This window comes from Luteibacter sp. 9135 (genome assembly GCF_000745005.1).
Lineage (GTDB): Bacteria > Pseudomonadota > Gammaproteobacteria > Xanthomonadales > Rhodanobacteraceae > Luteibacter.
Genome location: NZ_JQNB01000001.1, coordinates 3,590,902 through 3,604,994 on the forward strand (window position 1 = coordinate 3,590,902; position 14,093 = coordinate 3,604,994).

Genomic DNA, 14,093 nt, shown 5'->3' on the forward strand with positions numbered 1-14,093 from the left:
CTCAGCCTCCCTGCATCGGAGCGAGGATCTCGACGTGATCGCCTGCGCGCAAGGTCGTCGCGGCACGGCGCGCCAAAGGTATGAACGTGCCGTTCAACGCCGTGGCGACCACCGCTTCGTGCAGACCCATCCGCGCGAGCAACGCGGCAAGGTCGCATGCGTCTGCCTGTGGTTCGCCGTTGACCATGATGCTCATGCCGCCTCCGCAAAATGATCGGCCAGCCCATCCGCCAGGCGCTCCGCATACCACGGAGCCAGCAGGAAGCCGTGCCGGTAAAGACCGTTGAAACGCAGCACGTGGCCATCGCGCACCACGGCCGGCAGGTTGTCGGGAAAGGCCGGGCGAAGGCCGACGCCGAGCTCGAGGATCTCGGCATCGGCCAGGGCCGGATGCAACAGGTAAGCGGCGTTGAGCAGTTCCACCGCGGAACGCACGCTCACCGGTCCCGCGTGCTCGCTCTCGATCGAGGTGGCACCGAGCATCAGCAGGCCATCCGCACGGGGAATCACATACACCGGCGTGCGTGGATGCAGCAGACGCACCGGACGCTGCAAGCGGACGTCTCTGCTGCGCAGCAGGATCATCTCGCCGCGCACGGCACGCAGGCTGGGCAGCGCGTCGCGCGCACCCAGCCCACGGCAGTCGATCACCGGCCGGTCGGCAAAGTCGTCGCAACGCACGTCGGCGTCCAGTTCGAGGCGACCACCGAGGTGGCGCAAGGCAAGGGCCAGTGCCTCCAGGGCGTGTCGCGGATCGAGATGGGCTTCATCGGCAAACCACAAGGCCTGTCCGAAGCGGCCGGCCAGATCGGGTTCCAGCGCGGCAAGACCGTCGGCATCCAGCGCCTCGTGATGTTCGGTGCGCGCGGCGAAATGCACGAGGTCCGGACGATCCCGCGCAGCTGCCACCACCAGCGAACCGCCGCGCGTCACCCCCGGCACATGCCGTGGCCACCAGTCCAGCGACGCCATGCCGCGCTCGCTCACGCGCGGCTCGCTGCCGTCTCGCTCGCAATACGGCGCCAGCATGCCACCCGCCATCCACGAACAGGCTTGCGCGCCCAACGTCGCCGAGCGCTCGTACAGCACCACCCTCGCACCACGCTCGGCCAGCGCCAGGGAGGCCGTCAGTCCGGCCACGCCCGCGCCGATCACCGCGACCTCCGTGCCCTCAAGCGGCCGGGACATACAAGGCGCCCCCGCCGGCCAGGAATTCCTCGGACTTCTGCGCCATGCCCTCCATGGCTTCCGCTTCGCGACGCAGGTCCTGCGAGATCTTCATCGAACAGAACTTCGGGCCGCACATCGAGCAGAAATGCGCCACCTTGTGCGCGTCCTTGGGCAGCGTGGCATCGTGGTAGGCACGCGCGGTGTCCGGGTCCAGCGCCAGGTTGAACTGGTCTTCCCAGCGGAAATCGAAGCGCGCGCGCGACAGCGCATCGTCGCGTAGCTTCGCGGCCGGATGGCCCTTGGCCAGGTCCGCGGCGTGCGCCGCGATGCGATAGGTGATGACGCCCACCTTGACATCATCGCGATCGGGCAGCCCGAGGTGTTCCTTCGGCGTAACGTAGCAAAGCATGGCCGTGCCGAACCAGCCGATCATCGCCGCGCCGATACCCGAGGTGATGTGGTCGTAACCGGGCGCCACATCCGTGGTCAACGGCCCCAGCGTGTAGAACGGCGCTTCCCCGCACAGCGCCAGCTGCTTGTCCATGTTCACCTTGATCTTGTGCATCGGCACATGACCCGGCCCTTCGATCATCACCTGGCAGCCGTGGTCCCACGCGATGCGGGTCAGCTCGCCCAGCGTTTCCAGCTCGGCGAACTGCGCGGCGTCGTTCGCATCGGCGATGGAACCCGGACGCAGGCCGTCGCCCAGCGACAACGACACGTCGTACTGCCGGCAAATGGCGCAGATCTCCTCGAATTTCTCGTAGAGGAAACTCTCGCGATGTCCCGCCAGGCACCAGCGCGCCATGATCGAGCCGCCGCGGCTGACGATACCCGTGACGCGTCGCGCCGCCAGCGGCACGTGCGCCAGGCGCACGCCCGCGTGGATGGTGAAGTAATCCACGCCCTGCTCCGCCTGCTCGATCAGCGTGTCGCGGAACACCTCCCAGGTGAGCTTCAGCGGATCGCCGCCGACCTTCTCCAGGGCCTGGTAGATCGGCACGGTGCCGATGGGCACCGGCGCGTTGCGCATGATCCACGAGCGGATGTTGTGGATGTTGCGGCCCGTGGAAAGATCCATGACGGTATCGGCGCCCCATCGGGTGGACCACACCAGCTTCTCGACCTCCTCGGCCACGCCGGAGCTGACTGCCGAATTGCCGATGTTGGCGTTGACCTTCACCAGGAAGTTGCGCCCGATGACCATGGGCTCGAGTTCCGGATGGTTGACGTTGGCGGGCAGGATCGCCCGCCCGCGCGCGATCTCGTCGCGAACGAACTCGGGGGTGACCACATCGGGAATCTCGGCACCGAAGCTCTCGCCGTCCGCCAGTCGCTCCGTGACATCGCTCAAGGCCTGTTCCCGGCCGAGGTTTTCGCGAAACGCCGCGTACACCATCTCTTCGGTGACGATGCCGGCCCTGGCGAATTCGTATTGCGTCACCAGGCGCCCGGGCAGGCCACGACGTAACGCAACCGGTGCGGGACAGGCCGGCACCACGGCATCGGCGCTGAGGTTGCCATTGTCTTCGGGCCGCACGTCGCGACCCTCGATACGGACCAGGTCGCGCCTGGCCAGCCAGGCCTCGCGCACGGGCGGTAAGCCGCGGGCGAGATCGATGCCCGCTTCAGTATCGGTGTAGGGGCCCGAGGCGTCGTACAGGTTGAGCGGCGGTTCGCGGGGGTCGCTCAGCGTGACCTGGCGAAAAGGAACGTGCAGGTGGGGATGACCGGGCGGGGAAAGGTAGACCTTGCGCGAGCCGCGTATCGGGCCGGTGGTCACGGTTGCGGGCGCATCCGCGTGGGCAGGCGTGTTCGAAAGCATGGATCTCTTCTCCTGGAGGATGGGAGACCCGGGGCGACGATAAACAGGGGTGCACGCCCCATGGCGTGCTTGGCATTCCCGTCCCTTCGCCGGCATGACCCGGATCAGGTTCGAAGGGTCCGGCCGCTGCCATCTCAGCCCTGCCATCGCAGGACACCCCTCGGAACGGGTCAAAGCCTACCCAGTTTCGGTGGAAGCGAACAAGTGCTTGCCGCGGCAGTCCATGTGCCGACGACCTGCAGGTAAATACGGCACATCGTCACACGAACCGGCCATCCGCGGCACGCGCGGCATGGTGCTTGCTCGTCGTTCCGGGCGGACTCACCGGCTGACCAAGGAACGCCCATGCTTGCCCGTCTACTGCTGTCCCTCGCCGCCACCGCGCTTTTCGCCACCTCTGCGCTGGCCCAGCAGGCCGTTCCCCAACAGGCGCGACCTTCCTCCTTTCACCGCGCCGCACCGGGTGCCGTTATGGTGGAGGGCGGCTATTACACGAACCGGGACGGCATTCAGGTGCACCGACCCGCCCACACGACGAACGACCAGCCGCCCGCTGGTGCATCCGCACAATGCGGCGACGGCTCCTTCAGCTTCAGTCTGAATCGCCGCGGCACCTGCTCCCATCATGGCGGCGTCACCCGCTGGCTCTGATCGCGGCCTTGCAATCGGTTGCACCTCACGGCACGATCAAGGGCTACGGCACGGGCCTCGCCTGAATCGACAGGCGCCCGGGGCCGACGGAGTAGCGATGAGCATGTTGTGCGACGCCGCGGAAGCCGGTGCGGATGCGTTCCACGAAGCGTTGGCCAGGACGCCCCGGCAAGGTCGGCAGGCGAGCGCGGAGGCAATTCGCCGTCTTCATCGGCTGCTGAACGCACTCTACGGCCGTAGCGAAGGGTTCGCGGACCACTTCGCCGATCTTTGCGATCGCCTGGGCCACCTCGCCAACGCACGCCCCGCCGCCCTGCGGGCTCGTGATGAACGATGCGCCGTTAGGCCCGGCTGGTTCCTGGAAGATCGCCCCGTCGCCTATATGGCTTACGTGGACCGCTTCGCCGGGGATCTGAAGGGGGTGCGCTCGCGCATACCGCACCTGCAAAAACTGGGCGTGAGCTACCTGCACCTGCTGCCGTTCCTGCGTGGTCGCCATGGCGAGAACGACGGTGGCTTTGCCGTGCGTGCGTTCGACGAGGTCGAGCCCCGGCTGGGCACGATGGCCGACCTGGAAGCGCTGTGCACCGACCTGCACGCCGCCGGCATCATGCTGTGCTCGGACCTGGTATTGAACCATGTCGCGGACGATCATGCATGGGCACGCGCCGCCGCTGCGGGCGATGCGCAGTACCGGTCCTATTTCCACATCCTGCCCGACCGGCAGGCATGCGACGCCTATGAGGTCGGCCTGGACCAGGTGTTCCCCGAAGTCGCGCCGGGCAACTTCACCCACATCCCGACCATGGGCGGGTGGGTCTGGACCACGTTCTATCCCTACCAGTGGGATCTCAACTACGCCCATTTCCCCGTGTTCGCCGCGATGGCGGAGACCATGCTGGGCCTGGCCAACCGCGGCATCGATGTGTTTCGCCTGGACTCCGCGCCGTTCCTGTGGAAACGCGCCGGGACCTCGTGCACCAACCAGCCGGAGGTGCACGTCATCCTGCAGGCGTTGCGTGCGGTGATCGAACTGGTCGCGCCGGGCGTGCTGCTGAAGGCCGAGGCGGTGATGCCGCCGGCGGACGTGTCGCGCTACCTGGGCGACGCGCAGCATCCCGAGTGTCACCTGGCGTACCACAGTGGCCTCATGGCCGCCGCGTGGACGGCGCTGGTGGAACAACGCGCTGACATGGTGGAAACGGTCATGAAGGCCACCCCCCCACCGCCGCCTGGCACCGGCTGGATGACCTATGTGCGCTGCCACGACGACATCGTGTGGAGCGTGCTGAAGCAGGACGTGGCGGCCGGTGGCCGGCGCTTTCGCGAGCGCATCGGCTTCGTCGCGGACTTCCTTGAAGGTTGCGTGCCGGGCAGCTATGCACGCGGCGTCGCGTTCCAGCGCGGACGCGAGCGCACCCTGCACGGCACCAACGGCATGACCGCCGCGCTCGTGGGCCTGCCCGGCAACGATCCCGCGGCGCAGCGCCTGGCCCTCGCCCGGTTCCAGCTGCTTTACGGCCTGGCCTGCTGGGCGGGCGCCGTGCCGATGATCTTCATGGGCGACGAACTGGTCCAGGGCAACAACGACGATGCACGTGACGTCGCCGCCATGGTGGCCGACAGCCGATGGACCGAACGTCCCCGCTTCGACGACACGCGTCTGCGTGACATGGAGATCGGTGAAGGTCTGCCGGCTGCGAGCTTCGCCGCCATGCGCGCCCTCCTCGATGCACGCGCCGATACACGCCTGGACCCCCAGGCACCGGTGACGGTGATCGAAAGCGGCCATCCCGCCGTACTCGCCTTGCAGCGTGGCCCGGATGCCTGGGCGGTGTTCAACTTCAGCGGATCGCGTATCCCGCTGGACGATCTGCCGGTTCGGCTGCAGGCGCGCGACGAGGTGCTTCACGGCCAGCGGGGGGCGGGATTGATGCCTTACGGCATGCTATGGGTCGTAAGGGGTAGCTAGCCAGCGTCAGGGCATCGCGCCGGCCAGCGCATCCGTGGTCTGCCAGATGCCCGAATCGTCCTCCACCCGCATGCGCACCGGCACGTTGCGGCTGCGGTGCAGGGTCAGGGCGAGCGCCAGTGCGAATTGAACCGACTCGGCACGGCTGGCGAAGCCGCCCATGCGCTCGCGTTCCTGCAGCACCGCGTACGCTTCCGCTCCCGTGCCGCCCTGGGGCAGGTACAGGGTAATGGTGTTCCCTAAATCGCGCGCTTCCATCCTGGTCTACCTCGTCTTGGCTGTGCTGCCGACTGGAGTGGGCCACAACCCGCGTCAAGGGAAATGCTACGTGGGGTGCAGCGCGGGGATTACGATAGCCCGATCAGCTTCTATGCGAGACGGCCGGCATGCGACTTCCCACTTACTTCCTCTCCCACGGCGGCGGCCCCTGGCCCTGGCTCAAGGACGACCAGCGCGGTGCCTACGATGCCCTGGACGCCTCGCTGCACGCCGTTCGCAGTGAACTGGGTGACGCGCCCCGCGCCATCCTGATGGTCTCCGGCCACTGGGAAGCCAGCCGGTTCCTGGTGTCTTCGGGCACCCAGCCGCCGATGATCTTCGACTACCACGGTTTTCCCGAGCATACCTACCGCATCCGCTATGACGCGCCAGGCGATCCGGTACTGGCCGAACGCGTGTATCGACTGCTGGCGGACGGCGGCGTGCCCTCGGGTCTCGATCCCCACCGTGGCTTCGACCACGGCACGTTTTCCCTGATGCACACGCTGTATCCGGAAGCGGCGCTGCCCGTGGTTCAACTGTCGCTACGGGCGGACTTCGACCCGGCGACGCATCTGCGCGTGGGTGAATTGCTTGCCCCGCTGCGTGACGAGGGCGTGCTGATCGTCGGCAGCGGCCTCAGCTTCCATGACCTGCGCAGCTTCATGAACGGCAGGGGCGGTACCGCGTCGGCCTTGTTCGACCAATGGTTGAACGATGTCCTGGTGGATGCGCCGCCCGCCATGCGACATGCGCAACTGCTGCGCTGGGCGGACGCACCGGCGGCACGCGCGGCCCATCCACGCGAAGACCACCTGCTGCCGCTCATGGTCGCCGTCGGCGCCGCCGGCGACGATTCCGGCACACGCATCTATCACGAGCGCGAGTTCATGGGTGCGATCACCGTGTCCAGCTTCCGCTTCGGCGCGCCACCCCGGTAACTCTGCGGTCGCTTGGATGTCATATCGCACTGGCTTACTATGCAAACGATTGCATAAGGGCTTTTGGCGCGATCCGGCATCCACGACCGACATCCGCCGCCACGCATCCTGCGGTGCTTCCGCATGGATACACCCGTGCCGGCGCATGCCCCACGGTCTTCGTTCTGCCTCTTAGGACACACACACATGAGTCGTTTCAGCAGATCGCTACGCCGTTCCACCCTTCCCCTCTGCGTCGCCCTCTCGGTCGCCGCATTGGTCGCCCCCATCACGGCCATGGCCGCCAACAACTGGAACCCCAGCCGCATCCTCGCGGCGTTCGAGAATCCCTACGTCGGCAACACCAAGGATGTCGGGGTCATTTCCCACCGCGGCATCGTCGACAACGGTTGTCCCGAAAACTCGTCGTGCTCCATACTGAACACGTACAACCACAACGTCGAAGCCATCGAACTGGACGTCAAGGAAGACGCCGATGGCACGCTCTGGTTGTTCCACGACCAGAACGCCGGCCGCATGCTGTTCCACCTGCCCAACTTCGATATCTTCCAGCCGGCGCAAAACCCGAAGGGCTGGGATCCGGACATCCGCACCATGACGTCACAGGAGCTGCTCGGCTCCTTCCTGCGTGACCGCAACTTCTCCAAGACCGGGTACCACCCGGTCACGGTGGCGCGCGCGTTGGCGACGGTGAAGACCGAGGCCAACCACATGCTGGTCGTGCTCGACATCAAGACCGTGACCGCAGTGAATCAGGCGGCCAACCTGGCCAAGCAGTTGGGCATGCAGAACCAGGTCGTGCTGAAGTTCAGCTCGTCGCTGTTCGCCAGCAATCCCAACGCCATGCTCGGCGCGACCAAGGGCGTCGCCTTCGCGCCGACTGTCTATGCGGGTGACGAAGACAACATCGCGACCCACTACAACGGGCTGTGCGGTGCGATCACGCCGGAATCGGCGCAGTGCCGCGTGAACGCGTGGGTCAACGAGGCAAAGGGCATCGGCGCCTCCTGGGTCGAGATCGGCAACAAGCAGCCCGTCGCGGGCGACCCGACGTACGGGCTACTGCGTGCCGAGGCCGGCCTGAAGCGAGCCATAGGCGCGTTCTCGCCCGTCATCGAATACCGCGTCAACATGCATGACGGGTATCACTTCGTCCGCAGCAACGGTACGTGCTGCGCGGCACTGAGCGACTACCTGAGCCGCACGCGCTACTTCGGCAACGAGACACGGGACGACCGTCCCAACTTCGCCGCCCAGGTCTTCACCGGCGCCACCAACGTCATCACGGACGACCCGCTGAGCGTCATCCCGGCGGTTCACCGCGACACGTCGCGCTACCAGTAAGCGTTACCGGTGGCCGGGAGCACGTGCTCCCGGCCACCCCCCACCGGATGCTCCCTCATGCGCTATTCGTTCATGGCTGCCGGACTGCTGTCCGGGCTGATCATCACCGGTCTTATCGTCTTCCATCACCCGTCGGCCGCCGTTGCCGCCGAAGCCGGCGCCGCGTCGAAGCAAAGCCCGCAAGCGACACAGACCCCGACCGCCCGGGATGCCTCGCCAGCCCGGCCCGTGGCAGGCATCGCGGCCGATCGCCTGGGCGCCTGGACCGACGAACTCGCCGCGCGGGCCCGCCAATTGCCCCCCGGCCTCGAAGCCGATGTGCTGCTTCGTCTCGCCGCCGCCTTGCCCGGTGGCGACACCGTGCGTATCGACCGCCTGCTCGACCGCGCGGGAATCGCCGCGGCCCATGCGCAGCGCCGCCTGCCCGGGCTGGCCACGCTTGCCTATGTCAACGACGAAACCGCCGACCCGCTGCACCGCCCGTTCACGGCCGGCCTGGACACCACTCACCTGATGCTGCGCAACGCGCACCAGCGTGGATTGCAAGGCGCCGCACTCGCCGATGCGTGGCGCGCCCTGCCCCGTCCCGAAGCCACTACCTGCACGGCCCACTACGCCGACGACCCGCAACCCGCGTTCGAGGCCATCACCGCAGGCGCGCCCCCGGGCGAGCCGCTGCAACAGGCATGGGACGCACGCGTGGCCACCGCGCGGCGCGAAACGGAAGCCGCGGCGGCCCTGCACGCGCTGACCAAGGTGCCCGAAGCCACCGTGCCGCGCATGGTACCGGCCCTCGTCGCGCTGCTGGATCGTGCCCGCGGCGACGATGCAGCGTTCGCCCTGACGTCGCTGAGCATGGCCGGCGACCTGCCCCTGGTCGTCGCACGGCTGGACGCCACGGCCGAGCTGCAGAAGCGTCTCAACGACGCTTATATCCGCTATGTCACCGATCACCTCGCGGCGACGCGTTGCGAATCCAGCACGAAGGGCGAGCACTGGCTGCTCGAGCAACGTTTCATGGCCGGGGTGGAAGGCACGCCGGATGCGGACACCACGGTTCCCGCACCGGATGCGCACGATCATGACGCCAGCGAACTGCGCAAGGCGGGTTTTGCCGTGCGCCAGGCGCTCGTTTCGACGGACGGCACCCCGCCCGTAAGCGCCGCGGCGACGGAGGCGGCTGTCGTGGCGCTGCTGGACCGCAGCGAGACGGCGCTCGCCCAGGCCGACGACCACGATGCCGAAGCACGCATGCCGCGCACCGTGCTGCACGAACTGGCGCCGGTACTGGAATCGATGCCTGCGGGTGCGTTACGCGACCGCGCCTTCGGGCTCGTGCGAAAGGCCATCGTCAGCCGCGCCATCGAACAGGACGACGACCTTTGGTGGGGCGACACCCTGGGCCTCCTTCGCGGCATGGGCGCGTGGCCCGACGGTGCCCAGCGCCTCGCCAGCCTCGCGCGCGATCCGGACCCGCGGCTCTCCCTCTATGCGCAGCTGGGGGCGGCGGGCCTGCTTGCGGAGTGATCGCAAGAACCATGCCGACATCCGCAATTTCGTAAGGAGCGCGAAAGCGACGACGCCATATCGTGATCCCGCTCACGGAGAAGGCGTTACTTCTCCTCAACGGGAAGGTATTACATGTCTGGCTTGCTGGGATGCTGGAAGTCGCTCGGGTCGTCCGCACAAGACGCCGACGGCATCCTCGCAAGGATGCATGCCGGTGCGTCGACCACGCGGGAACCGCAGGCCCTGTCACGTTGCGGGTCGCTGTCCCTGTCGTCGTTCTCGTCGTCCCGCCGGGCCGACGGGGGCACGCTGCGCTCCCCCAGTGGACGGTACGTGTTCACCCTTTCCGGCGATATCTACGGCAGGCGCGGGCACCCGGCCGATGGTAGCGTGGTGCCCTATCGCTGCCGCCTGAAGACCTTCGCCGAGGCACTGGATCGCCTTGGCATCATCGATGCCGTGCGGAGCATGGACGCCGGCGGTGTCGGTTGCCTGTGGGATGAAGACGAACGCTGCCTGTGGCTGTTCCGCGATCGCGCCGGCGAGCGAAGCCTCTACTACCGGCCCGGCCTGGGGAAGTTCACGGTGTCGTCCTGCCTGCGCTCCATCGCCGACTGCCCCGGCGACATGGCGACGATTTCACCGGATGCGGTATGCGCTTATCTGCGTTTCGGCTACGTTCCCGCGCCGTTGTCCATCTACCGTGACGTCTACAAACTCGAGCCGGGTACGCTGAAACGGTTCGAGCCGACCGGTGCGCCGGGGCATGCGTATCTGGCGCAGGTCGACGAGATCCCCTACTGGGATACGCGAGAGCACATCGCCCGCTCCGAGCAGGAAGGCCGGCAGCTCACCTTCGACGAAAGCGTCGATGCCACCCACCGCGCCATCGACCAGTCCGTCGCGCGGCGGTCGTTCGGGGCAGGCACGTTCCTGTCTGGCGGCGTGGATTCCAGCATCGTCACCGCTGTCCTGCAATCGCACAGCGCCACGCCGGTGGACACCTTCACGGTGGGCTTCGACGACCCCGGCCACGACGAGAGCGCGTGGGCGGCCAAGGTCGTGACCGCACTGGGCGTGCGCAACACGCATGCCACGCTGGCGGGGCACCAGGTACTGGACCTGATGGGCAAGGTGCCCGCGGCGTTCTGCGAACCCTTCGCCGATTCCTCGCAGATTCCGTCCCTGCTGGCCTGCCAACTCGCGTCGTCCGAGGTCGGTGCGGTGCTGACAGGCGACGGTGGCGACGAGTTGTTCTTCGGTCACTCGTCCTACAGCCGCGCCATGCGCAACGCGCGGCTGGCGCAACGCATACCGGGTCCGCTACGGCGTGCCGCCGGGCGGTATACCTCGGCGCGCGGCGAACGCTCGCGGCTGGGTGGCGTGCCGGCGGTCATCGCCGAAGCGTCGCTGTCCACGCTGGAGCAGTGCTACATGCAGCGCGTGTCGAAATGGCGCCATCCCGAGCAGGTCGTGCGCAACAGCACGGAGCCCGGCACCGTGTTCACCGATCCCGTCCGGCAGTTCGTCGGCGGCAGCGACATGCAGCGGGTGATGTACCTCGACCTGAAGATGGACCTCGCCGAAGGGCTGATGACCAAGGTGGACCGCTGTGCGGCCGCCTACGGCATCGTCGCGCGCCACCCCTTCCTGGATGCGGACGTGATGCAGGCGGCGTGGCGCATCCCGGCCCAGCACCTCTTCGCCGGCGGCGAACACAAGGCCGTGCTCAAGGCGGTGCTGGAAAAGTACCTGCCGCGCGAGCTGGTCTACCGCCCGAAGGTGGGCTTCGGTGCACCTGTCTCGCGGTGGCTGCGCGGCCCCCTGCGCGACTGGGCGGAACATCATCTCGATCCGGTGACACTGGAAAGCCAGGGCATCTTCGATGCGGGAAAGGTCACCGCGCTGTGGCGCGACTTCCAGTCCGGCTGCAACAAATGGCACACCCACCTGTGGCCGATCCTGATGTTCCAGGCCTGGATGACGACCCGGCTCAGCTGAACAGGCGCACCGCCACGATGATCCCCAGGACCAGCAGGACCATCAGCACGCCGTAGATCGCCCAGAAGATGCCCTTGGGCGCGTCCTCGATCATGCCGGTCTGCTGCCAGCGGGCGATGCGCGACATCTGCCCCTGCAGGTACCAGGTGGTGAAGAAGAACAGGGTGACCCCGCCGATGTCCATGGGCAGGTCGCGCTCGGCGCCGAAGCGCTTCAGCGATGCCGACATGGAGTAGTAGCCCATGTAGATGAAGACCACGTCGACCACCTGCAACAGCAATGCGATCGGCGAGCGGTCGCCGATGACACCGGCGGCGAACCCGCACGCCAGCGCGATGATGAAGTAGACGGTGACCTTGCTGCGCGGATCGATCTTCTTCACCCACACCGACTGCACGAACATCCACACCAGCGCGAAGATGCCCAGCGTGACGACGGTCAGCACCGCGACCCAGCCCCAGTGGAGGTTCGGTGCGATCGGGTCGGCGTTGCGGGATGGGGCCGTCGCCACGGTAGTGGCGCGGGGCGTCAGGCCCGGCGGCGGCACTTCCAGCGAGGGCGGTTCGGCATAGGCGGCGTCAAGTGCGGGATGCTCGCGCAGGAAGGTGTCCAGCGGCAGCCACTCGCTCATGCCCTCGCGCCAGCACAGCGCGGCACTGTCGAGCGTGCCCTGCCGGTGCCAGCGCCGGACGGTGTCCATCGCGTACGGTCCGAAACGCTGGCCATTCAGGCCAAGCCAGATCTGTGCGTCTTCCAATGCGTTCCCCTAGCCCGTGTGATGCGTCACACCGCGCTGACATCATACAGAGGCGCCCGGCAAAAAAGCGCTGCCGGGCCAGTCTGGACCGGCCATCCGGCCAGGGTCCATGGCCTGGCGGGCGAAATCTTTCGGGATCAATCGATCTAATCGGCTCATGACCGATTCATCTGCGGGGGTTTAAATTTACTCTCAAGGTTGCCGAGAGGCACCGGTCCCACGCATATCTGGCAGTTCCCCTGCTGCCTTTGCATCGATGGATGTCCCTGAGCCCGCGGTCCCCTCCGCGGGCTTTTTAATGGGCGCTCGCCATGACCGGGGCCTGCTCGCCTTAAGCCGAAGTCGAAGCAATCGTGGCTCGGATGGCGCGGCGACGAGGCGCTGGGTGGTCACACTCTGCGCTCGAGCAGCGGCCGCAAGCGGCCGAACTCGCTCAGAGCGTAACCACCCAGCACCTCCGCGACCGCAGAGGCAATCATGGGTGGCGAGCACAGCGGTGACGACCTTGGATGCGTCACGCTGGCCCTGCCGACCGGTGCAAAACCACTCGGTGCCAAGTCGCGGGCTTTGCTCTCCCGACCCGCAACCTCAGTGGTCAGAGAGGTGTCGGGTGGTCATCCTCTGAGCGAGTTCGGCCGCTTGCGGCCGCTGCTCGAGCGCAGAGGGTGATCACCCGGCGCCTCCTTCCGGCGCCATGCCATCCCCCGCGTCATGCAAGCGACAGCCGCCCCGGATTCGGCTTCGGGACGGGCCCCGGTTACGCGCGAAGGGCATTATGTGAGGTCAGGCATGCCCAACAGCGAGAGCGCGTTGGGTACCGCCTCGCCTCGCGCGGTGTTGTCGAAAATGCACCAGACGTCTTTACCACTGTGACGGGCCTGCTCCATCCGCTGAGCGATGCTCCGGATGAAGGGCTCGTCGTAGGCGGAGTAATAAACCTGCGGCGTACCGTGCAGTCGTATGTATGACAGGCGCCCATCGTCGTGCGGTTCGGCATCCACCACCGGCGACGGGTGCGCCCATACGCATGAGGCGCCCGCCTCGTCGAAAACGGCGGCACCCCGATCGGTGAACCATGACGCATGGCGCGGTTCGCACGCCACCGGCACGCGTGTCGCTCGACGCAGGGCCGCGAAGAAGCCCGTGGCTGTTTTCACGTCCAGTGCAAGACTGGGCGGAAGCTGGACGAGGAGGCAGCCGAGGTGGCTTCCCAGCCCGCCGGCCTGCTGGAGAAACGCTTCGAGGGGCTCTTCGATCGCCTGCAATCGCCGCTCGTGCGTGATCGTGCGGGGCATTTTTACGCTGAAGCGGAAGGCCTCAGGCACGCTCTCTGCCCAGCGGCGGTAGGTTTTTTCCTGGTGCGGGCGATAGAACGACGAGTTGATCTCGACGCAGGGAAACACCTTCGCGTAACGCTCGAGGTGGCTGCCGTCCCCGGGAAAAGCCGATGCGACTTTCGAGGAAAGGGACCAGCCGGCGCATCCCACGCGCACGGCGGCTTCCCGATCGTCATGATGCTCCCGCCATGCCGGCGCGTCGGTGTCGCGGGTTGTGTCGTCGTGGTTATCCTTTCGTTTCACGGCCTGCCTGCGACGTGGGCGTCCGGTCGCCTGACCGGCATCGCCCGAATGACATCACTGGACAAGCCACTGGAACGTGAAGTCG

At 67.0% G+C, this 14,093-nt stretch carries 12 protein-coding genes and 1 riboswitch; of the genes, 6 read left to right on the forward strand and 6 right to left on the reverse strand.

The window, feature by feature from the left end:
* Nucleotide 1 precedes the first annotated feature (1 nt).
* The 3 genes from thiS to thiC are packed head-to-tail and all read right to left on the reverse strand — an operon-like array spanning nt 2 to nt 2,995.
* Complete coding sequence (gene thiS / locus FA89_RS15125; RefSeq protein WP_036141769.1) at nt 2–196, reverse strand: sulfur carrier protein ThiS; 195 nt, start codon at nt 194–196, stop codon at nt 2–4.
* Nucleotides 193–1,188: an FAD-dependent oxidoreductase gene (locus FA89_RS15130; protein WP_036141772.1), complete on the reverse strand. Its 996-nt coding sequence runs from the start codon at nt 1,186–1,188 to the stop codon at nt 193–195. The genes thiS and FA89_RS15130 overlap by 4 nt, the downstream gene beginning before the upstream one ends.
* Entirely contained in the window at nt 1,172–2,995 is a 1,824-nt protein-coding gene (gene thiC / locus FA89_RS15135; protein WP_036141775.1) for a phosphomethylpyrimidine synthase ThiC, read from the reverse strand. The genes FA89_RS15130 and thiC overlap by 17 nt, the downstream gene beginning before the upstream one ends.
* A 64-nt stretch (nt 2,996–3,059) precedes the next feature.
* Nucleotides 3,060–3,166, reverse strand: a riboswitch (TPP riboswitch).
* Between the two features lie 174 nt (nt 3,167–3,340).
* Here thiC and FA89_RS15140 point away from each other — a divergent pair.
* Together FA89_RS15140 and FA89_RS15145 are read left to right on the forward strand one after the other, a co-directional pair.
* Nucleotides 3,341–3,646 carry a DUF3761 domain-containing protein gene (locus tag FA89_RS15140; RefSeq protein ID WP_036141777.1) on the forward strand — a complete coding sequence of 102 codons (306 nt, stop codon included), beginning with the start codon at nt 3,341–3,343 and terminating at the stop codon, nt 3,644–3,646.
* Between the two features lie 97 nt (nt 3,647–3,743).
* The gene (locus FA89_RS15145) at nt 3,744–5,618 is read left to right on the forward strand and encodes an alpha-amylase family glycosyl hydrolase (protein ID WP_051938841.1); all 1,875 of its coding nucleotides are present in this window, start codon (nt 3,744–3,746) and stop codon (nt 5,616–5,618) included.
* A 6-nt stretch (nt 5,619–5,624) separates the two neighbouring features.
* Here FA89_RS15145 and FA89_RS15150 read toward each other — a convergent pair whose 3' ends face one another.
* Nucleotides 5,625–5,876: a hypothetical protein gene (locus tag FA89_RS15150; protein ID WP_036141779.1), complete on the reverse strand. Its 252-nt coding sequence runs from the start codon at nt 5,874–5,876 to the stop codon at nt 5,625–5,627.
* 128 nt (nt 5,877–6,004) lie between these two features.
* Between FA89_RS15150 and FA89_RS15155 the strand changes: the two genes are divergently transcribed.
* The 4 genes from FA89_RS15155 to FA89_RS15170 all read left to right on the forward strand — a co-directional run bounded on the left by FA89_RS15155 (nt 6,005) and on the right by FA89_RS15170 (nt 11,671).
* A complete protein-coding gene (locus tag FA89_RS15155; protein ID WP_036141782.1) occupies nt 6,005–6,817 on the forward strand; it encodes a DODA-type extradiol aromatic ring-opening family dioxygenase in 813 nt (270 codons plus the stop codon).
* Nucleotides 6,818–7,003: 186 nt separating this feature from the next.
* On the forward strand, nt 7,004–8,161 hold the full coding sequence (locus FA89_RS15160; RefSeq protein ID WP_036141785.1) for a glycerophosphodiester phosphodiesterase family protein: 1,158 nt from the start codon (nt 7,004–7,006) through the stop codon (nt 8,159–8,161).
* A 57-nt stretch (nt 8,162–8,218) separates the two neighbouring features.
* Nucleotides 8,219–9,688 carry a hypothetical protein gene (locus FA89_RS15165; protein WP_051938842.1) on the forward strand — a complete coding sequence of 490 codons (1,470 nt, stop codon included), beginning with the start codon at nt 8,219–8,221 and terminating at the stop codon, nt 9,686–9,688.
* 114 nt (nt 9,689–9,802) lie between these two features.
* Nucleotides 9,803–11,671 (forward strand): asparagine synthetase B family protein, encoded by a 1,869-nt coding sequence (locus tag FA89_RS15170; RefSeq protein WP_081916645.1) that lies wholly within the window; start codon nt 9,803–9,805, stop codon nt 11,669–11,671.
* Here the strand turns inward: FA89_RS15170 and FA89_RS15175 are convergent.
* Both FA89_RS15175 and FA89_RS15180 read right to left on the reverse strand, forming a co-directional pair.
* Nucleotides 11,664–12,428 (reverse strand): DUF4339 domain-containing protein, encoded by a 765-nt coding sequence (locus FA89_RS15175; protein WP_036141787.1) that lies wholly within the window; start codon nt 12,426–12,428, stop codon nt 11,664–11,666. The genes FA89_RS15170 and FA89_RS15175 overlap by 8 nt on opposite strands.
* A 773-nt stretch (nt 12,429–13,201) precedes the next feature.
* Nucleotides 13,202–14,008: a DUF72 domain-containing protein gene (locus tag FA89_RS15180; RefSeq protein ID WP_343123037.1), complete on the reverse strand. Its 807-nt coding sequence runs from the start codon at nt 14,006–14,008 to the stop codon at nt 13,202–13,204.
* Nucleotides 14,009–14,093 lie beyond the last annotated feature (85 nt).

What these genes read in the sequence shown, in the direction of transcription:
- FA89_RS15170 (WP_081916645.1), top strand. Translation starts at nt 9,803, where the DNA reads ATGTCTGGCTTGCTGGGATGCTGGAAGTCGCTCGGGTCGTCCGCACAA.
- thiS (WP_036141769.1), bottom strand. Translation starts at nt 196, where the DNA reads ATGAGCATCATGGTCAACGGCGAACCACAGGCAGACGCATGCGACCTT.
- FA89_RS15140 (WP_036141777.1), top strand. Translation starts at nt 3,341, where the DNA reads ATGCTTGCCCGTCTACTGCTGTCCCTCGCCGCCACCGCGCTTTTCGCC.
- FA89_RS15145 (WP_051938841.1), top strand. Translation starts at nt 3,744, where the DNA reads ATGAGCATGTTGTGCGACGCCGCGGAAGCCGGTGCGGATGCGTTCCAC.
- thiC (WP_036141775.1), bottom strand. Translation starts at nt 2,995, where the DNA reads ATGCTTTCGAACACGCCTGCCCACGCGGATGCGCCCGCAACCGTGACC.
- FA89_RS15130 (WP_036141772.1), bottom strand. Translation starts at nt 1,188, where the DNA reads ATGTCCCGGCCGCTTGAGGGCACGGAGGTCGCGGTGATCGGCGCGGGC.
- FA89_RS15155 (WP_036141782.1), top strand. Translation starts at nt 6,005, where the DNA reads ATGCGACTTCCCACTTACTTCCTCTCCCACGGCGGCGGCCCCTGGCCC.
- FA89_RS15165 (WP_051938842.1), top strand. Translation starts at nt 8,219, where the DNA reads ATGCGCTATTCGTTCATGGCTGCCGGACTGCTGTCCGGGCTGATCATC.
- FA89_RS15150 (WP_036141779.1), bottom strand. Translation starts at nt 5,876, where the DNA reads ATGGAAGCGCGCGATTTAGGGAACACCATTACCCTGTACCTGCCCCAG.
- FA89_RS15160 (WP_036141785.1), top strand. Translation starts at nt 7,004, where the DNA reads ATGAGTCGTTTCAGCAGATCGCTACGCCGTTCCACCCTTCCCCTCTGC.